Origin of the sequence: Olleya sp. 1-3 (assembly GCF_002836085.1) — a bacterium.
Classification (GTDB): Bacteria; Bacteroidota; Bacteroidia; order Flavobacteriales; family Flavobacteriaceae; genus Olleya; species Olleya namhaensis.
The window spans coordinates 93359-114060 of the sequence record NZ_PJBW01000002.1 but is presented as its reverse complement, the minus strand read 5'-3'; the positions used below and the strand labels follow the sequence as shown (position 1 = coordinate 114060).

General features: G+C 31.5%; 15 protein-coding genes. All 15 read right to left on the bottom strand.

Annotated elements, in window-relative coordinates:
* Window positions 1-139 precede the first annotated feature (139 nt).
* Complete coding sequence (locus CXF54_RS02485) at window positions 140-2899, bottom strand: triple tyrosine motif-containing protein (protein ID WP_232782562.1); 2760 nt, start codon at window positions 2897-2899, stop codon at window positions 140-142.
* Between the two features lie 255 nt (window positions 2900-3154).
* A complete protein-coding gene (locus tag CXF54_RS02480) occupies window positions 3155-3985 on the bottom strand; it encodes a universal stress protein (RefSeq protein WP_101202315.1) in 831 nt (276 codons plus the stop codon).
* Window positions 3986-4073: 88 nt separating this feature from the next.
* The gene (locus CXF54_RS02475) at window positions 4074-4460 is read right to left on the bottom strand and encodes a hypothetical protein (RefSeq protein ID WP_101202314.1); all 387 of its coding nucleotides are present in this window, start codon (window positions 4458-4460) and stop codon (window positions 4074-4076) included.
* 3 nt (window positions 4461-4463) lie between these two features.
* Entirely contained in the window at window positions 4464-4883 is a 420-nt protein-coding gene (locus tag CXF54_RS02470; RefSeq protein ID WP_090838835.1) for a hypothetical protein, read from the bottom strand.
* 11 nt (window positions 4884-4894) lie between these two features.
* Window positions 4895-5314, bottom strand: a complete 420-nt coding sequence (locus tag CXF54_RS02465; RefSeq protein WP_101202313.1) for a GreA/GreB family elongation factor — start codon at window positions 5312-5314, stop codon at window positions 4895-4897.
* A 16-nt stretch (window positions 5315-5330) separates the two neighbouring features.
* Window positions 5331-6635 carry a Glu/Leu/Phe/Val family dehydrogenase gene (locus CXF54_RS02460; protein ID WP_101202312.1) on the bottom strand — a complete coding sequence of 435 codons (1305 nt, stop codon included), beginning with the start codon at window positions 6633-6635 and terminating at the stop codon, window positions 5331-5333.
* Window positions 6636-6811: 176 nt separating this feature from the next.
* Window positions 6812-6985 carry a hypothetical protein gene (locus CXF54_RS15675; protein WP_157823375.1) on the bottom strand — a complete coding sequence of 58 codons (174 nt, stop codon included), beginning with the start codon at window positions 6983-6985 and terminating at the stop codon, window positions 6812-6814.
* A gap of 188 nt (window positions 6986-7173) precedes the next feature.
* On the bottom strand, window positions 7174-8502 hold the full coding sequence (locus tag CXF54_RS02455) for a sigma-54-dependent transcriptional regulator (protein ID WP_101202311.1): 1329 nt from the start codon (window positions 8500-8502) through the stop codon (window positions 7174-7176).
* 9 nt (window positions 8503-8511) lie between these two features.
* Window positions 8512-9600 (bottom strand): sensor histidine kinase, encoded by a 1089-nt coding sequence (locus tag CXF54_RS02450; RefSeq protein ID WP_101202310.1) that lies wholly within the window; start codon window positions 9598-9600, stop codon window positions 8512-8514.
* 200 nt (window positions 9601-9800) lie between these two features.
* Complete coding sequence (locus CXF54_RS02445; RefSeq protein WP_090838843.1) at window positions 9801-10565, bottom strand: hypothetical protein; 765 nt, start codon at window positions 10563-10565, stop codon at window positions 9801-9803.
* Between the two features lie 187 nt (window positions 10566-10752).
* On the bottom strand, window positions 10753-12228 hold the full coding sequence (locus CXF54_RS02440) for a hypothetical protein (RefSeq protein WP_232782561.1): 1476 nt from the start codon (window positions 12226-12228) through the stop codon (window positions 10753-10755).
* Between the two features lie 137 nt (window positions 12229-12365).
* Window positions 12366-13145 (bottom strand): PAS domain-containing protein, encoded by a 780-nt coding sequence (locus CXF54_RS02435; RefSeq protein WP_101202309.1) that lies wholly within the window; start codon window positions 13143-13145, stop codon window positions 12366-12368.
* Window positions 13132-13548 (bottom strand): hypothetical protein, encoded by a 417-nt coding sequence (locus tag CXF54_RS02430; RefSeq protein ID WP_101202308.1) that lies wholly within the window; start codon window positions 13546-13548, stop codon window positions 13132-13134. Before CXF54_RS02430 ends, CXF54_RS02435 begins: the two co-directional genes overlap by 14 nt.
* A gap of 1 nt (window position 13549) precedes the next feature.
* The gene (locus CXF54_RS02425; RefSeq protein WP_090838849.1) at window positions 13550-13963 is read right to left on the bottom strand and encodes a hypothetical protein; all 414 of its coding nucleotides are present in this window, start codon (window positions 13961-13963) and stop codon (window positions 13550-13552) included.
* 184 nt (window positions 13964-14147) lie between these two features.
* Window positions 14148-20702 carry a PAS domain S-box protein gene (locus tag CXF54_RS15830; protein WP_232782560.1) on the bottom strand — a complete coding sequence of 2185 codons (6555 nt, stop codon included), beginning with the start codon at window positions 20700-20702 and terminating at the stop codon, window positions 14148-14150.

The following is a 20702-nucleotide window of genomic DNA, read 5'->3' as shown; positions in this document are numbered from 1 at the left end:
AAATACAAAAACATGCGTAAATGATATATTTAGATAGCATTAACGTTTAATTAACGATTCTAACACAATAGTTTAACAAGAGCCTAAAATAGGGCTTTGTATAGGTAATGTAGTGGTGAATTAAAGAAATGTATAGTTTTTAAATACTAAGTATATAGTCCGTTAAATTTACATCATGCTCTAATTCCATTTTTTTACGCAAACGATATCGTTTAACTTCTACACTTCTAGGCGAAATATTAAGCAATGGTGCAATCTCTTTAGAAGATAAGTTTAACCTTAAGTAAGCACATAACCTTAAGTCATTGGATGTCAATGTTAGGTGCCTAGATTTAACTTTCTTTAAAAAGTCTTTATCAGCATTATTAAATGCTTCTTCAAACAAATTCCAATCATCTTTGTTATTAATATTCTTATCAATAATTCTTATTACATATTTTAAATTTGAGTCTTTAACTTTATCATTTAATTCACTTTTTATGGTATTCAAAAATTCGTTCTTTTTTATAAGACTCATTGTTGAAATAGCCAGTTCTCTATTTTTGCTTTCAATTTCTTGTCTAAGTTTTTCATTATTTAAAGCCATAAGTTGCTGCTTAGTTTCAAAATCTTTAAGTTCTAGTTCTTGGTTAGATTTAAGCACTAGCTTTTCTTTTTGCTTTCTATAGTATAAATTATAAAAATAATTAATAAGCAAGCTTACTACAAATCCCAAAATAAAGTAAAGTACAACCATTAAGTTTGACAAATACCAAGGTCTTGCTATTGTAAAAGTATGCGTTGCTTGGTTTTCCAATGCTTTACCTCCTACCCTTGCCTTTACCTTAAACACGTAATCTCCGTATGACAAATTTTTATACAATATACTCGCTTTAGTATCCCATTTGCTCCAATTATCATAAAGCCCTTCTAATTTATGAGAATATTCTGCTTCAAGGTATTTATCAAATTCTGCCACACTATATGCAAACTCCAAATTGTTTTCTTTATTTGCGAAATTACTTTCTTCTTGTAAATCAATTAATGTCTTAGAAGTACTTAATGGCGTTTTATTTATAGCATTAATGCTAACTTGATAATTCTTTGAATGAATTTTAGAAATATCCAACGTGATATAGCCTTTTGACGTCCCAAACAAGTAAATATTAGGCTTTATATTGGACAAGCTTTCATATCCAGATAACCCTTCTCTTAAAGAGTTTGGTAATGCTACAAATGTGATTTCTGGTGTTGTACTTAATTTTCCAGGACTAATGTAGTTTACGCCCTTCTGCGTAATAACCCATAATGCATTTGTGTTTTTATCTACTATTAATCTACCTGAAGCGTATCCTTGCTCTTCATATAATTGACTTAAAATAGTATCCTTAACAAAATCGCTTTCTGAAGCTTTCTTTTTAAAAATACCATGCTCCGTTGCGTAATACAGTGCGCCATTATACTCAGTAAGAGATGAAAACAATCCTTTTTCCAAAGTTTCTATTTTTGAAACTGAAACCACTTTCCTAAAATCAGCATCTACGTTAATTTTAAAAACACCTTTATACTCGTGATTTACAAAAATTTTGTTTTCTTCTGAAAACACAAAAAATCTAGACGAATTATCAAACCCCTCTATTTTGTTTCTAAAGCGCCAAGTATCACCTTGCTTTTCAAGAATATTTAAACCATTATAATTACCTTGTAGTAGGAGGTTTGGATGATTTTTTATTGTTTTAAAATCCCAAGTTCCATCAATGCTTGCTATTTTTGTTGCGACAGTATCTTTTATTAAAAAAGACCCCGTATTATGCCCACAAAACAACTGATTACCAATAACTTTTAGATTCCAAACTTGACCTTTTGTGTTTTTAATAGCTTTAAATTCAGTGTCGTTTTCTTTTTTATAAAACACGCCTTGGTTGGTCCCTAAATACAATATATTATCAAAAATAACAGATGTGTAAACTGTCCCTAAAACACCTTTATCATCATTAAATATTTTGAATGGCGCATTCTTATTTATATAATTAATACCGTTATCTAATCCTAGCCAAATATTACTATCTACATCCTCAAAGACAGAAAGCACAGTATTATTACCTAGTCCGTTAGATTGATTGATAACCTGCTTAATATTACCTTCCAAATCGACTCTAAGCAAACCATTAGATATGGTCCCAAACACTAAACTATTATCCTTTAATCTAATACTACTATAAATGGAATAATCTACAAGCGTTTTATTTAGAGATTCCGACCAAACCTTAGCTTTGCCATCTTCAAGCCTATAAACACCATGGTTTTGAGTAACAACTAGCAACTTATTATCTACATCATAAACGCCAACTATAATTTTCTGATTAAAAGCAGAAGCGCCTATAATTACTTTAGGTTCGCCATTTTCTAATTTTAACAACCCTTTTGCTCTGTCTTGATAATAAATAGTATTATCAACTTTAAACATTTTAATAATACCGACTTCCGATGTTATTATTTTAAAACTATCTGTTTCTAAATTATATACATAGATGCGATTTAAAGACTGAAACAATAACCAGTTATCTAAGTTAGTTATTTTCCAAAACTGCTCATCTTCTAATAATCTCTCTTTTACTTTTTCCGAAAGTGATGTATAAGCAAGAGCACCAACCTGCGTTTTAGACCAAAATCCAAACTCCATATAACTACCCGTGTAAATTTTATTATCTACAACATTAACCGATCTTATTATAGTTTTATTTGGTGAAGGATATAACATCCAATCTGCTCCATTAAACTCTAAAAGCCCTTTAGAATTTGCTATATAAATATGCTTATCCTTACCCTGAGAAATTTCCCAGTTTTGGTTTTCTGCTTCGTATTGTTTGGGTGAAAAGTATTGTATTGGAGGCAAATCTTGTGCAAATAAAACGTGCACATTTAAAATAAAACATAGTAAAAACAAGGCTTTACTAAGGGATCTATAACTTGTTTGTTGTCTATAAAGCATAAAGCAATATACAACATTGTATGGTTAAAAGAAACAGCACCATTTAACCATACGCTTTTAAGTATTCTTAGATTCTACTTTTAATACACCGGAGCAGGTGTTAATAAAGTTAAAATCAAAATAATTACTGTTGCCAGTAAGAAGACTATTGTATTGAATTTTCGATTACTCATAACTATAAATTTATTGATGAATAGTTAACACTGTATTAGAATGAAGTTGTTTTAATGTTGAAAAAACATTAGATCTAAACATCCCTATTTTTCTTAGTATATCTGGTTTTTTATCAACAACGCACATGATTCCGTCCATGTGCGACTTTGCATAAGTTTTTAAACTAAAAGAAGTATGTGCGTATTGGAGTGCCACTGTGCTATTGGTCTTAAGTTTTAAATAGGTTAGCATGGCTTCTAAATGGTTAGCTGCACTATCACTTAAAGTATTCTGTTTCGCCAATATTAATACGGTGATTTCTAAATTAGTATGTTCTAAAATATTGCAAAAGTCATCAATTTGTGCTGTATTAACCTGTTGCTTAAAGTCCGATGCTATTGTAATGTTAACCGTATTACAACTGGCTGCATGCGGAGGAACTATTAATACTGGACAACATCTTATTTTGTCTACAATAGCTTGAGTTTTTACCCCTAGCCTATTTTTATTTTTGCTAGTCAATATTATTAAATCTATATCTAATACTTTAGTGTTTTTCTGAATACTAGATAACAGCCCAGAACACTCAGAAACCGCGAAAAAATGATGGTTTAAATCATAACAATTTAAAGTATAACGTTCCACTAATTTACCCAACTGTTTTAAAGCATAATCTCTTGGTCTATCAAACCAATCCTCATCCGCTTGCAACATCGCAATAGCATCAAGTCCATTAGCATTATAGGAATATGTATTTAAAAAATAAAAATCGCAATACTCATGTTTAAAAAGTTGCAAAACATAATCAATGGTTTGAAAGCTATTTAAAGTAAAATCTGTTGGAATTAATATTTTTTTCATCTTATTGCATTTAAATTAATATATCTAATACTACAGCACTATCATTTCAAACCCAGATATTATAACGACACCTCCAAGACTAGCTCTATTATCTTTTGTAACGTTCAAGTAACGTATAAAACTTGATTCTAAAATCATGAAGCTCTCTAATTAATTGAACAAACTGCAGTCTTTTTATTTCATGAACCTTAGCGCGACTATCATTATACTCTGTTTTCCCGTATTCTATTTCAGTTTTTATTTCTTGTTCATATTTGCAAAAACTAGCCATGTTTAACGTAAATTTTCTACGCAAAGCCAACATCGTATTTGACGTTTCTATATTTTTAATAAGTTGTTTTTCGATAAGGCTAAAATGTTGAAACTCATTAACAGCCAACTCTAAAGTATCAATCCAATGATTGGTCTCTTTGTAATCTTTAATTAAACACAAGCGTCTGTGCGATTCTATTTTAGAAGCTGTAGCTGTATTCAATTATTAATTAACTTTTAATAGCGTGAAGGTTCCTTGTACTTTATTGAAAAACTCATCTTTTAATCTTCTGTATTTATCTAAATGATATAAATAACTACGTCTATAGCTTTCGTGCTCCGTTATGTATATCATATCGCATTGCGTATCCTCGCACTCGATAATATTTAATCTAGATTTAGAATATGTATTTAAGGCATTAAGAAGTGTTTGGTTTTCTACCTCTTTTTTCTCAAATTTATTAGCAACGCTATTATCGTCTAACTTATCCTTAAGCTCGTTTTGACAAATATTAATAAGATTAGACAACTCCTTTTTTATGTATTTTAAATGATTGATCCAATTATCAAGCTCCATTGTATTTATTTTATGCGTCACATCAAGATTTGTATCATGATCAAAAATTTGGATTTTTTCTGTTTTCATAACAATTTGGTTTAAATATTTATATCAATTTCTTTTAAGCTTTCTTCTTTTTGCACATCAACTATCCTGATTTTTTGTGCACCTCCAGGAAAATCCCAATCTATAGTATCGTCTTTAGAATATCCAAAAAGTGCAGCTCCCATTGGAGTTAAAACGGACACTTTGTTAAGTGTCACGTTTTTCTCCATTGGCACAACCACTTGCAACTCTTTTTCCCAACCGTTATCCGAGGCTATAGTAACTATACTATTAAAACGTACAATGTCTTCAGGCACTTCGTCATTATTTACAATTTGCGCAGTCTTTAACTCCTCAGACAATTTTACTAAAGATTTAGTTACACTAGCATCATCTCCATATCCCGAAATATTGAGTATGCGCTTGAGATACACATACTCTTTTTTTTCTAATATTAAACTTCCGTATTTCATCTTATATGTTTTAAAATCAAGGAAAAATACCTCTTTGAATGTATGCTTTTTCAATACGTTGTATTGCTATACAAAATGCAGCGGTACGTAAATCTACAGTTTCATTTATGGCATAGTCAAACACTTTATTAAATGATTCTTTCATTTTTTTATCCAATTTAGCCATGACTTCATCCAATTGCCAAATCTCTCCATTTCGGTTTTGTAACCATTCAAAATAACTACCAACTACACCTCCTGAATTACATAAAATGTCTGGTATGATAGTAATTCCGCGTTCTAACAAAATCTTTTCTCCTTCTACATTTGTTGGTCCGTTTGCTCCTTCTGCAATTAATCTTGATTTAATTTGATGCGCATTTTCTTTTGTAATTTGGTTACCTAAAGCAGCAGGAATACAGATGTCACAATCTAAAGTGAAAAACTTTTTAGTATCCACCGTTTTAGAATCTGGGAAGTTTACAATACTACCATCGTTAATTTGACTGTATTTAAATAAGTCCTCAACGCTAATTCCGTTTTGATTTTGAATACTACCTGTAGCATCTTGTACTGCAACTAATTTAGCGCCCTCTTTTTCTAGAAAATGAGCTGCCCAATAGCCAACATTACCAAAACCTTGAACAATAAACTTTTTACCATCTAAACTAATATTGCTTTTATCTGCCCAAAATTTAATAGACAAATACACACCATAACCTGTTGCTCTGTCGCGTCCTTCTAATCCACCACTTGCGTCAGGCTTACCTGTAACCACATGTTGATTAGCAGTACGTTCTGCGGGTGGACGCGTACTCATGTAGGTATCTGCAATCCAAGCCATAGTTTGACTATTAGTATTAACATCTGGAGCAGGAATATCATGTTCAGGTCCAATGTTATCTGCTAAAGCAAACGTAAAACGTCTTGTAATACGCTCTAACTCTGATTGCGAATATTTAGACGGATCAATTTTAATACCTCCCTTACCGCCACCATACGGTAAACCAGCTAAAGATGTTTTCCAGGTCATCCACATGGCTAGTGCTCTAGCAGCATCAATATCTACTGTTGGATGATAACGTAACCCCCCTTTATAAGGTCCAAGCGCATTGTTATGTTGCACTCTGTAACCTGTAAAAATCTCAACATCTCCATTATCCATTTTTACGGGAAAATTGACTAATATTTCGTTATTAGTGATGCTTAAAATTTTTCTAATACTTGGATGTAAATTAATATGGTCTGCAGCACTATTAAACTGCTCCATAACATTATCCATCATACCTCTTACAGGTACTTTTTTTGTTACTTTTTTCAAATCTGCTGTTGCTGTTGTCATTGTAATGTGTTTGTTATTTTTATTTGAAATAGCGATTGATTATTGATCTTTCGTAATATTTTTGTGAGATATATTTATCTCTAGCTTGGCTTCTATTAGATTTTTTATCTAATGCCTCTTTATTTCCAAAAACGGATGCTAATGTGTTAAAAATCATGAATTCTGTTATTATATGTTTAAACTAAAACTAACTCTTGCTCTGGTTGTTTTACTTGCTCTGAAGTTAGTTGATTGGGTTGACCTGAATTAAATGCATCAAACTCGCTACAAGACCAAACGTTATCTTTTTGGGCTGTTAATACACAATAATTGCGATGGGTACAATCTGGGCAAATGTTAAAATGACTCATAGGTGTAAAATTTATAATCTATATACAAACCTATTGGCAATGCATGTGCCAAACCAAAAACGTAAACTATCACAAATGCAAAAACCCCTTTAAATAAAAGAGGTTAGATGATTTTAGAATAAGAAAAAAGAAATTACAAGTGGTACAAAATTACCCAACCGAGTAAAAATGTACCGCTATAAAATAGTCTAATCTGACAATTTTTGACGAATAGTTTTTCTGTCAATTTGAAGAATCTCAGCAGCTTTGGTTTTATTGTTCCCTGTGGCTCTCAGCACTTTTTCTATGTATTGCTTTTCAATGACTTTTAATGGTTGCAAAGTGTCCGAAGCGTGTTGTAATGTATATTTTAAATGCTCAGGTAAATGCAACACCTCAACCGTTTTATCACTAAGTATAACTGCACGTTGGATAATATTTTCTAACTCTCTAATATTTCCTGGCCAATTGTAACGTTCTAATATTTTTAAAGCTTCAGGAGTTATTTTGACATAGCCATCCTTATACTCCACACCATATTTGAACAAAAACTTATCTACCAATAATTTAATATCGTCTTTACGTGCTCTCAAAGGTGCTACATCAATCTCTACTACTGTTAGTCTATAATACAAATCCTCTCTAAAGGTTTGTTTTTTAATCATATCACGTAAATCACTATTGGTGGCAGCTATAATACGTATATCTACTTTTTCTGCTTTTGTAGACCCAACCTTTACCACTTCTTTTTCTTGCAAAACACGAAGTAATCTAGATTGCACTGTTAATGAAGCATTACCAATTTCGTCTAGAAAAATAGTACCTCCATTTGAAGCTTGAAAAAAACCTTCACGATTAGTTTCTGCTCCTGTAAAAGCTCCTTTTACATACCCAAACAACTCTGCTTCTAATAGGTTTTCTGGTATACCACCGCAATTTACTGCAATAAATGGTGCTCTAGAAAATTTACCTTGATAATGAATGGCACGCGCAACTAGTTCTTTTCCTGTACCACTTTCTCCTTTAATAAAAACAGTGGCTTTATTGTTTTTAACACGTTCAATAATCTGAATTACAGTATTAATTTTATCGGAATGCCCTATAATTTCGCCGTAAGGCATATCGTTATTAATTATTGAAATTTTAGGAGATTGCGCTACGCTATCTGAATTTACCAAACATTTATCCAACGCCATTTTAAGCTCGTCTTTAGTGAATGGTTTAGTCAAATAATCCACAACTCCTGATTTTATTGCAGCTAATGAGTCCTGAACCGATGGATATCCAGTAACTACCAATTTTGGCATTTTAGGATAGTGCTCAGACACAAATTTAATAAGCTCTGAACCGTCCAATTCTGGCATTTTTAAATCGGTAATTAATAAATCTATAGTCGAATCTCGTAAAATACTAACTGCTTCTTTAACAGAAACTGCTTTAAACACATGATAATTCCAAGACTGTAAGTGACGTTGTAATAACTCTAAGATATTTACATCGTCGTCAACTATAAGTATGTTTTCTTTACGTAATTGCATGAATAGCTATTATTTTGGGAGTGTAATAGTAAAAGTAACTCCTTTATTTTTATTGTTTTTTGCGGTAATTGTCCCTTTGTGCGATGCCACAATACCATGTACCACACTTAGTCCTAATCCGGAACCGTCACCAATAGGTTTGGTAGTAAAAAAAGGCTGAAAAATTTTATCTAAATCTGCCGTATCAACACCTTTACCTTCGTCCTTAATTTTTAAAACAATTGCCTTTTTAGTGGTTTTAGCTTCAATTGTAACCAACCCTTGTTTTGGAGAAAAATAAATAGCATTAATTAATAAGTTGAAAATAATTTGAGTTAATTGTATTGGATCTGCACGTAATAACAAGGCCTCTTCTTCTATTTTAACAATGTACTTGACGTCTTCTTTTCTAAAAGTGGCATCTAATAAATTTATTGCATTTTTAATATTTGGCACTAAGTTAACTTCCTTCATTTCTTGTGGCATTTTGCAAGCAAAAAACATTAACTTTTTAACAACTTCTCTAGAAAATATAGCGTTTTTAATAATTTTATCTACATCCTGAGACGCTTTTATATCTGTTTTTAAATCCTCTTTAAGCAGCTCCGCAAAGCCTAAAATATTAGCTAATGGTGTATTTAGCTCATGTGCTATGCCTGCGGTGATTTCGCCTAAAATACTTAAACGATCTGCATGTTCCATTTGACGTTTAAGAGAGGTTTCATTTTTCTGAATTTCGATACGTTCTAGAAAACTGCCTATTTTAAGTGCTATATTATCTAATAGTAATTGTTCTTCGTTTAAAAAATCGTTTTGAGAGCATTGTGCTTCATTTAAAAAAGCAATTAATGTCCCTTTGTCTTCATTAAACAATTTTATTTTAGACTGAATACTTATGCTGCTTTTAACGTCATTACACGTTGCTATGCTTAACGAAGAAGCATTAATCTGAATGTCTGTTTTTTTAGGATATTGGAATCCTTTTTTGATACTAAACACAATTGCCTGTAAAGTATCTTCGATTAACTCTTCGTTAGCATTACCTATTATTGAAGACACCTCATACAAACAGGTTAACTCCTTAATACGCTCTTTTAATGCTTTTTGGGTGGTATTCATTTCTAAATTTATTTAGAGTCTCTCTAAGAGGTTTACAACAACTATCTAAAAGTATAATAATCTGTGTATTTGACATACTATTTTAACTTTTTAACTAGACTTGCATTGGGCCTAAAAAAAATACGAACAAAAAAAAAGGTCCAATCTTATATATTTAAGATTAGACCTTGATAGGAAAGTATAGTATTTAAAATTGCTTTTTATTTAATATACTGTTTCAATATTTTTTTAAGTAACGTAGTATCTTCAGCTGTATTACGTACTAATTTACCCTTGTTTTCCGTTTCAAATAAAGCGTAATCAATTGTAATTAAATTGATATCCTTTTTTGCTAACATCTCTTTTCTTCTGTGATTGTACTTTTCTATTTGCTGACCTCTAGTAATACCACTTACAGTCAACTCTTCTAGTTTTGCTAATTGTGCCTCCGTTTTGTGTTTCTTTTCAGCAAATTCAATAACTAAATTAGCTTCTTCATAAAACGCTGCTACCGGTAACAATGTTCTTGTTTTACCTTTTTTATGCATGTCTCCAAATAACCAAGAAAACGTGTGCTTACGTGATGCACCTTCCTTTAAAATCTCATCACACAAATTAACGATATAAAACTCGTCTGTACTTTCTCTTTTTGCTTTTGCAGTATCTTTTTTAGACACTTGAGTTATAGCTTCGTTTTTAGGAAACTTAGCACCTGCTCTTACAAAATACCAATACACTGCTGTATCTGTTCTTTCTGGGTGTAATAGCGGAATAGTGTCTAAAGCATTTTCTTTATCTAAAGCACGTAATACTTTACGAAGTGGTAATCCCTTTTTCTGATCCTTTACAAAAACACCTGCTGCCACTAGATCTGACATGATCTGTTTTGCTGGTATCCAATCTGTATCTGTATGTGTGTTAAAGTAATCTTCTACTACCTTATTTATTTGTGCTACTCTGTCTTCGTTATTACGACTTCTATCCATGATTGTAATTTATTATATTATTTGTCTTAACTACAAATAAAACGCTGCAAGATAAGCCAATATTTTTTTGAAATAATTATACTGCTTATTAAATTGACTATTAATTGCTATAATTTTAAAAACCTCCTATTTAATTACTAAATAGAAGGTTTTACCTTTACTAAACAAAACAAAAAAATGCTATTAATTATTTGATATTAAGGTTTAATGAGAATACTGCAAGATTAGTGGATATTACACTATTTGATAACCGCTGTGTCCAAATCTCTATATAATCTCCAGGTGCAAGCTCCACAGTTCCTGAAATGGCATTACTAGTAACATCTAACAAATCATTTACACGCATTACAGTATTGGTTTCTACCAATGTATTAGTTCCGTTTTTTTTGATATAAAAAGCATAAAAATTACCCACACTTGTTAAACCCCTTGCAGATACGGTTGCGTTAATTTGAAATGTTCTAGTTTTTTTTCCTAAATAAGTTAATCTATTATTTTGAGGAGAAGACATTCTAAGTAAGTTTACAGCAGTTGTCGTATTTGTACCACTGTTTCCTGTTAAATTACGATCCGTTCCTGAACCACTGCTAAATGTTTGAGCAAAACCTGATGTTAATGCCCCATTATAATAAATATTCCCTGAAGCCACTTGGTCTGATTCCACTGGTATACCAGGACAATCTACCGTCCACGAATTATCAAAATTATAGCCCACATAAGATCCTGAAGAGTATCTTTTTACATACTGCGTGCTGGAGCCACTAAAACTAGCAGCTGTTAATACACCATTTTCCACAACAGGATTACTGCTTACGTCTATACCTATAGCAGAACCATCTACTTGAGAGAACCCGCCTTGCTTTTCTAGAATACCAAAAGACCCTGTGAAAGTCTCATAAGTACCAGAATTTGTTGACAACCATCCCATATTACTCAATAATAATTCATCAATATTATTATATGTAATACCAGTTGTGTTTCCTGAAAATTGAACAATACTTAAAAAAGCTAACCCAAACCCTTGAATAGTACCAACTGAAGCTGAATTTGCCACTACAGCATCTCTAAAAACAAGATTATCAGAACTAGATCCTGATAAATTAAAAATGGTCCCTCCGGGAGCTGTTAACGTTAGGCCTTTAATACTTCCTCCTGAAGTACCTACAAACATAGTTCCTCCTGTTTTTACTAAAATATCCTCGTTGGTATCTAAACCAATAATGTAGGCGTTATTTAAATTGATAGATTGTGTTAGCAGAATTGTTCCATTTATTTCATACAAAGTATTTGAAGACAATAAATATTCGCTTCCACCTCCATTAGACAGTTCCTCGCTTAAATCCGCAGCAGACTTAATTAGCTTATGATTATTACGCTTCTCAGAATCCATTCTAGTCCAAACGCTTACTTTATAATAATAAAAGGCACTTTCTGTTGTATCATATACCAATAAGCCATCTGCAGGAGTTGCAATAGCAATTCTTTCGGTTGAAGTCATTCTGGGCGTTAACAAGCCTTTGTCTGTTGACGTAACATCTAATATAGAAGAGCTATTGGGAGATGTTGTTCCAATACCTACTTGAGCAAGTGAGGAATAGTTACAACACAAAAAAAGTAATAGTAATAGTGTTTTTAACGGTAGTTTAATGTAAGATTGTCTCATTATTAGTGGCTTAAGTTTTTTATGAATTAAATAGCGATTTGAAACAAAATAATACTAGGTTGAAGAGGGGGGCTAGCTATTATATGTTTCTTTATTTTCGTAAAACAACTTAGTTCTAATGGATTAATTAGGACATTTTATTCTTCTTCAGAACATTCTATCATTATATTTTTTACTATTTCTTGAATGGTTATTGTGGCAGAAAACATACCGCCTAATTCATTAAAAATTGGAGCCACAGTTACTTTGTAAAAACGCTTTTTGCTTTTTCTATCAAATTTGTAGGTTTCAAACTGATTGATGTTTTTAGTAGAAAACGCAAAGTCTATATTCTTTTTAAAGAAATCAAATGTTGGTAGCTCTACATGATCATACAAATACGTTCCTAATAATTCTGCTCTAGAAATACTACAAAAGCTTTTGTTTACATTTAAAATTTTACCGTGTTTTGTAATTATAAACACGTTGTATGGCAGGCTTTCTAAAAAGCTTTCAGTTTCTGTTTTAATCTCCAAAAGTTCGTCTTTTTGCTTATGCAACTTAGTTACATCATTATACAAGGCTAAATATTTAGTGTTTTTATCTATATCATTTTCTATAGGAATAATGGTAGTATCTAAGTACACAACACTACCATCATGCAATGTTTCGCTTAAAATACCATTCCATTGTTGCCCCATTTTAATGGTCCTCCAAAGGGCTTTATAAATTGCTCCAGTGTGCAAACGCGATCTTAATAACTCATGAGTTTCTCCTATAACTCTAAAACTTCTACATTTTAAAACATCGCAGTATTTATCAGTCGCAAATTCTACACGCCCTAAAGCATCTGTAATTGTGATAATAGAGTTATCATTAATTAGCGATATAACTTCATCGTTTAAATTATGTGGTAAAAAATATTTAACAGCTTCCATGAAATTCGTTTTTAGTTTCTAAACAATATTGCTCTGCCAATCCCAAATCAGAAAAAATATGATAGGGTGTAATGGGATCGTAAAGTCTTTTATAAGATGCTATTAATAGTTTGGTTCCTATAGAGTTGACAATAAATGCTTGGGAGATTCTTAACTTTTCTAGTATAGGAGATTTTGCAATAAAACTAGCTGCTTCCGTGGAGAACGTCCCGCGAAAACCTCTAAGGTCTATAATAAAAGGCATTGGTTTTCCGTCGCATAATTTAACCATGACGTCTATGTACTTTTTTGCTGTATTTAAATCTAGATTATGAAAGGCATCATCATCACTAAATTGAAAAAACACAGATTTATTATACTCTCTCCAAAACTTGGCGTGTCCTATTGTTATAATATTTGACATATTAATTTAGGGAGTTATAAGTTCTGGTATCATTAATACAAAACTTAACTGCGGATTTAGAATTTTTAAAAATTAAATCAGGAGCTCCTGGGTTACATAAAAAGCTTTGTATATTTAAACTAATTTGAGAAGGTAAAGAGTGTACTAAAAAAGTTTTAGAAAGCACTAAGGATTTAATTAACGTATTATTTGATAAAAATTTAAAAACCTTAATCGCGTTTGTAAAGTTAAGATCTTCCATGTCAAATAAGATAGGCATGTGCACATCTCCTGATAGTTTAAATATCTGATTTAAAAATATATTCTCTAAATCGTCTATTTCTTTTGTTCCATCAAAATTGTTAAATATCTTGCAATGGATAATCTCTTTATCCACCCAAAATTTAAAATTATTTACTAGCCTTTCGTTCTCCATAACTATTTATTTGAAAAACATAATCCAATAGGGATGCCACAAATAAAAATGGAACAAAAAAAAATCACAAAACACTGATTTCAAGTGGTTTATGATTTTTTTACTTTTTTTTAATAAAATTATAAGCGCCGGTATACCGTTAAATTTTTAACTAAAAATACAAAAGTCACGGTATACCGTTATTTTAATCCGGCTTTTTAATACCTAATTTATTCATTTTATCGCGTAAGGTACTAGGTTTTAGTCCCAACACACTAGAAGCGCCCTTTGCACCACTAATTTTCCATTGGCTTTCTTCTAAGACTTGAAGTATATGATTACGCATAACAGTATCCATAGTAAGATCTAAAGTATTAATACGTTGCTTTGTTTTTTGGTTTGTAGTTTCAAAACCAGGAATACTTAAAGTATCACTGTTAGAAAGTATTGATGCTCTTTCAATTAGGTTTTCAAGTTCCCTTATATTTCCTGGCCAATTGTAAGCTCTTAACTTACTCATAGCCTCATCCGGAATAAACTTTATATTCTTTTCGTAAGCTTTATTAAATTTATCTACAAAATGCTCTACCAATAAAGGTATATCATCCTTACGTTTACGTAAAGGAGGTACATCTATTGGAAAGACATTAAGCCTAAAGTATAAATCTTCTCTAAATTGTTTTTTCTGAATCTCTTCTACCAAATTTCTGTTAGTTGCTGCAATAACTCTAGCATCAATCTTTTTGGATACAGCGCCACCAACGACTTCAATTTCTCCTTCTTGCAAGAATCTTAGAATTTTTGGTTGCATATCTAAAGGCAACTCACCTATTTCGTCTAGAAATAAAGTTCCACCATCTGCTAATTCAAATTTTCCTACTTTATCGCTAAACGCGCCTGTAAAAGACCCTTTTTTGTGACCAAAAAGCTCACTTTCTATCAACTCTCTTGGTATAGCAGAACAATTGACTTTAATTAATGGTTTCTTATTTCTTGTACTTGTATTATGTATTGCTCTTGCTAACAACTCTTTACCCGTACCAGACTCTCCTTGTAGTAAAACAGTCGCTTTGGTTGGTGCTACTTTTTCAATTTCGTTTAAAACATTACTAAACTCTACACTACCATATACCATTTCTTCATAGTTAAATACTAAATCTAACTCGTTTCTTAAGTATACATTTTCTTGTTCTAATTGATTACGTAAAGTAGTCAACTCCTTGTTAGCTTCTATCAATTGTTTATTAGCTTTTGCTATTCTATTTTCCGCTATAGTACGCTCTTTGCTTTCTACTAGTAATGACACTATACTTGCTATAGATGTTGCAAAGCTTTCATCTTCATTTGAAAAAACTCTTTTTGGCATTGTACTTTCAAAGCTAATAATACCATAATTATCATGCCTTCCATAAATAACCACATCAATTCTTGAGGATATATTGTACGGTATAAAGAACTCCTCAGAAAACGATTTTGTTATCGGATCGTTAACAACATCCGAAATATTAATACTGTTTTTGTTTTCAAATACACTAAAGTAATTAGGAAAATTAACCTGCTTTATTGTTAGTTGTTCTTTCTGAAACTCTTGATTAAGTCCATTATAAAAAAGTTTGCTTAGCAATTCTGTTTTTCCTTTTTTATACTTCCAAATAGTTACTAAATCTACATCCAATGCCTTAGCTGATGTTTCTGCTATTTTTTGCAACGACAAGTCAAAGTCTTCTCCAATAAGACTTGCCAGTTGTATAATAATATTTTTTCGTTGATCGGATCTTATTATATTTTCTCTTAAAATATTTTCTGCTTTTACCCTTAAAGAAATATCTGTTATGGTGGTGAAATACGCTTCTATCTCTCCGTCTTTATTTTTAATTACTGAGTCTGAAAATGAAGCGGGAAAACGTTCGCCATTCTTACGCATTAAAATAAATCTTTTATTAGACCCAAAACTTTCTATTGGGTTATTAAAAGCATTATATATATTCTCATACTCTTCTGGTGGCCAATATGGAAAAGGCGCTTTAATACCTAGTAATTCGTCTTCAGTAAATCCAGTCATATTACACAAAGCTGCATTTACTTTTATATGCACACCGTCAAGGTCTACAACAGATAACCCATCATGAAGGGACGTAATTAACTCTTCAGAAAATTCTTTTTCTAATTTTAGATTACTTTCCGCCACTTTACGCTCTGTACTTTCTAATATTAAAGAAACAATACTAGCTATAGATGTCGCAAATTCTTGATCTTCTGGTGCCCATTTTTTTAATGGTAATCCAACATTTTCAAAACAGATTACACCATAATACCCATTAGCACTATTAATAAAAACATCCATAATTGATGTAACATTATTAGGCATTAAATAGTCCTTATTCATTGATTTTGTGATGGCGTCCTTTTGCGCATCTGACACCAATATAGCGTAATTTTTAGATAATGTTTTAAAATACTTAGGATTATCTTTATAAGACATTGAGCATCCTGATTGATAACTATTACTTGCTAAAGTATACAGTTTTTGACAAGTCAACTGGTCCTTACCGTTATTAAAACTCCAAACGCTAACTCTTTCTATATTTAAAGTTTTGGCTGATAATTCGGTTATTTTATTTAGTGATGTATTAAAGTCCTGACCTACTAGATTAGCTAATTGTAAAATGACTTCCTTTTTTTGCGTCGATTTTATTGCTATTTCCTTTAAAGTTTCTTTTAGTTTTTCGTCCTCAGACACATCCTTTACAGAAGCAAATATGGCAATAACCTCATCATTATCATTTCTAATTAGACCCGCCAAAAATGATGCTATAAACTTACTTCCATTTTTTCTAACAAATTCTAATTGAAAGGACGGTGCTTTACCCTGTGCAACCAAATCCTTAATTTCCATCATCCTTTCGTAGTCCTTTTCTTGAGCAAAAGGATACGGTAATTCCATACCTATAAGCTCGTCATTAGAATATCCCACCATATTACAGTAAGACTCATTCACTCTAATAATAGTCCCCTCCAAATCAACCATAAGCAAGCCTTCTTGCATGGACATTACTAAGCTTTCTGTAAACTCGTTTACAATTTTTAATTCAATCTCTGCTTTTTTACGTTCGGTAATATCTTGAATCGTCCCTACAAAACTGACTGCAACACCATTGTCATATACGATTTCGCCTAGACCATGTATCCACTTTAATTCTTTATTGTTTTTTGTATAAACCCTATATTCTAAATCAAATTTTTGTTTTAATAATTGACTTTGTATAACCGCTTCCTTTATTAATACTCTGTCATCGGGATGCACTATCGACTTCCACAATTCAAAATTAATTTCAGCATCATAATCAATACCTAATATATCATTAAAAGTATCGGATGTTTCTCCAAGTAGTGTTTTTATAAATAACTTAAAACTTCCTGTTTTTGCTATCTTCTGAGCTTCTTGTAAAGCTTTTGCGCTTTCTTGAATTTTAATTTCGGATAGCTTACGTTGGGTAACATCTTGCATGGTCCCGATTATTTTCACAGCTCTCCCCTCACTGTCATAAACAAGCTCTCCAATACCATGGACCCACACCTCTTGCTTGGTATCTAATCTTAGTATCCTGTATTCTTTATTAAATTTAATGTTGTTTTTTATGCCTTCTTCAATATAAGTCAGCATGCCTTCTCTATCTTCCGGATGAATAAGACGCCCCCATCCCTCCATGGTTTTTGGGTGTTTTTTATGAATACCAAACAATCTTCCTAGAATGGCAGACCCTTTCCAAGTCATTGTATTTAAATCCACAGTGTAAGACCCAATGTTTGCAACTATCTGTGACTGTCTTAGGTTATACTCACTTTCTTGAAGTTTTAATTCTGACTGTTTACGACTTGTAATGTCCTGTATTGTTCCTATAAAACTAACAGGTTTATCATGGTTATAAATAACTTCGCCTAAACCATGAATCCATTTTAACTCCTTTTTGTCTTTAGTAAGTATTCTATATTCTAAATCAAATTTATGATCACTTTTCTGACTATTAATTAAAGCCTCTTTAATTATTAATCGGTCTTCAGGATGCACTATAGATTGCCATAATTTAAAATCTACGGGCTTGTCATACGGTATACCAATTATATCATTAAACGTATTAGAATTTTCTGAAACTAAATTTTTTAGATCCAAGTTAAAACTTCCTATTTTAGCTATTTTTTGCGCTAAACGTAATGACCTTTCACTTTCTTGGATTAAAATTTCAGACTCTTTTCTGCTTGTTATATCTTGGATTGTCCCTATTAACTTAACAGGATTAGCTTCATTATCAAAAAGTAATTCGCCGACACCCAACACCCAAATATTTTTATTATCAATTGCTCTAACAACCCTATATTCTCTGCTAAACTTCTTGTTATTTTTAACACAATATTCAAAATAGTCTAACAATTCTGCTCTTTCTTCTATGTGAATTAAATCGCCCCAGCTTTGTACTGTTTTAACATAAGACTTATCAATACCTAAAATATTATCTAAAACATCAGAGCTAGTCCAAGTCATAGTATCTAACTCTACAGCATAAGACCCAATGTTACCCACAATCTGTGACTGTCTTAAAATATACTCGCTTTCAAAAAGTTTTATTTCTGCTTTTTTACGGTCGTTAATATCTTGAGTGGTTCCAATTACTTTAAAGGGCACTCCTAAACTATCCAAGACTAATTCTCCAAAACCATGTACCCACACAATTTTATTATTGTCTTTTCTAATAATCCTATACTCTTTATTAAAACGTTCACCTTTGACTAACACATTATGTTCAAAGTGATTTAAAACTTCATCTTTATCTTCAGGATGAATAATACTTACCCAATCATCAACAATTTTAATTTTTTGATTTTTAAATCCATAAATATCATCTAAGACTTTTGAGCATTTCCAGGTTTTAGAAACCATATCAAACGAAAAAGTCCCAATATTAGCTACTGCTTGCGATTGTCTTAAATTATATTCGCTTTCTTGAAGTTTTACCTCTGCCTTTTTACGCTCTGTAATATCTTGCGTAGTTCCAATTATTTTTATAGGGTTAGTATTACTATCAAAAAGCAACTCACCAATAGCATGTACCCAGATTTCTTTTTTTGAATTAATTTTTATTGCCTTGTATTCGATATCTAATTTTTTTCTATTCTGAATACAATTCTCAAAATGTTCTAATATTTCTTCTCTTTGATCTGGATGAATAATTTTACCCCAACCTGCTTTGTTTCTAATATAACGTTGATCAATTCCAAAAATATCGTCTAAAACAGGAGAACTTTCCCATGAATCTGATTCTAAATCTATAGTAAAACTGCCTATATTAGCTACTATTTGAGACTGCCTAAGGTTATGCTCACTCTCTAAAAGTCTTATTTCTGCCTTTTTACGTTCTGTAATATCTCTGGCAATTGACAGAATTCTGTTTTCTTTTTCTCTTTTTGCTGAAACTTCAATATTAAGTATGGTCCCATCCTTACAAATTAGTTTTTTCTCAAAAATAACAGAGACACCAGACATTAGCCTATCATAGTGTTCAGTACTTTCTATAATGGGGCCAACAACAATATCTTTTAATTGTAATTTTGAAAACTCTTTTAGCGTGTAACCTAACTTTGTGTATGTTGCCTTATTAAAACTATGTATCTTACCATCAAACGAATACGTCAAAATAGCATCACTTGCATGATTGACAAGTGTTTTATACGACTCGTCTCTTTTCTTAATCTCGGCCATAATATTAAATTTTACAATGGCTATTTTGGCAAGATTAACTGCTGAATTTAACTCCTTAATATTACCTAAAGTAGGTGTTTTAATTGCACAACTATATATAGCAAAAGTCCCTAATACTTTGTTTTTTTCTGAAAGTATTGGAATAGACCAGCACGATTTTAAATTATACTTTAAAGCTAAATCCTTATAATCCACCCAAAGTTCATGGCTGCTTATATCAGAAACAATTATTGGTTTTTTTGTAAAGGCTGCAGTACCGCAAGACCCCACTTTTTCTCCAATAGCAATTCGCTTTATAGCATTAGTGTAAGCCTTAGGTAAACTTGATCCAGATATAAAATTTAAATGAATTCCATCAGCATCTAATAAACTAATCGAGACATAAAAATCTGGACGACTAGCTTCATAATTGTTAATTATGTGGTCAAACACCTTCTTAATAGGTTTGTTATTGGCTATTAGCTCCAATATTGCGTTTTCATTAATTAGTTTTTGTTCTACTTTTTCACGTTCAAAAATTTCTTTTTCTAAATCTTGATTTTTTTGTTCTAGTTTACTAATTAAACGTTTGCTGTATAGCTTTAAAACTTCTTGCTCCGTAAATTTTTCTTTAGGTTTTAAAACAACTGTTGTAGACTCTGGTTTTAATAAAATTTGGACTAAGTCTAAAATTTTATCTGGGTCTGTTGGTTTTCTTAAAAAATGAGCAGCACCCAATTTTAATGCAAAATCTTCGTCGGTCTTCTCTGTATATGTAGAGGTGTAAAACACAAAAGGAATGGCTTCAAAACGTTTGTCTTTTTTACAAGCTTGACAAAACATATAACCATCCATAACTGGCATTAAAATATCAGAAACAATAAGGTCAACAGTATTATCTTCTAATTTATCAAGCGCTTCTTTACCGTCATTAGCTTCAATAACCGTGTACCCTTCTTTTTCTAATAACACCCTAAGAAGATATAGGTTTTCAAAAATATCATCTACTATTAATATTGTCTTCAT

Bases quoted from the DNA above. Each gene is read 5' to 3' on its own strand.
- CXF54_RS02430 (WP_101202308.1), bottom strand. From the start codon at position 13,548: ATGTCAAATATTATAACAATAGGACACGCCAAGTTTTGGAGAGAGTAT.
- CXF54_RS02460 (WP_101202312.1), bottom strand. From the start codon at position 6,635: ATGACAACAGCAACAGCAGATTTGAAAAAAGTAACAAAAAAAGTACCT.
- CXF54_RS02470 (WP_090838835.1), bottom strand. From the start codon at position 4,883: ATGAAAACAGAAAAAATCCAAATTTTTGATCATGATACAAATCTTGAT.
- CXF54_RS02425 (WP_090838849.1), bottom strand. From the start codon at position 13,963: ATGGAGAACGAAAGGCTAGTAAATAATTTTAAATTTTGGGTGGATAAA.
- CXF54_RS02450 (WP_101202310.1), bottom strand. From the start codon at position 9,600: ATGAATACCACCCAAAAAGCATTAAAAGAGCGTATTAAGGAGTTAACC.
- CXF54_RS02435 (WP_101202309.1), bottom strand. From the start codon at position 13,145: ATGGAAGCTGTTAAATATTTTTTACCACATAATTTAAACGATGAAGTT.
- CXF54_RS15675 (WP_157823375.1), bottom strand. From the start codon at position 6,985: ATGAGTCATTTTAACATTTGCCCAGATTGTACCCATCGCAATTATTGT.
- CXF54_RS15830 (WP_232782560.1), bottom strand. From the start codon at position 20,702: ATGAAGACAATATTAATAGTAGATGATATTTTTGAAAACCTATATCTT.
- CXF54_RS02440 (WP_232782561.1), bottom strand. From the start codon at position 12,228: ATGAGACAATCTTACATTAAACTACCGTTAAAAACACTATTACTATTA.
- CXF54_RS02480 (WP_101202315.1), bottom strand. From the start codon at position 3,985: ATGAAAAAAATATTAATTCCAACAGATTTTACTTTAAATAGCTTTCAA.
- CXF54_RS02445 (WP_090838843.1), bottom strand. From the start codon at position 10,565: ATGGATAGAAGTCGTAATAACGAAGACAGAGTAGCACAAATAAATAAG.
- CXF54_RS02455 (WP_101202311.1), bottom strand. From the start codon at position 8,502: ATGCAATTACGTAAAGAAAACATACTTATAGTTGACGACGATGTAAAT.
- CXF54_RS02465 (WP_101202313.1), bottom strand. From the start codon at position 5,314: ATGAAATACGGAAGTTTAATATTAGAAAAAAAAGAGTATGTGTATCTC.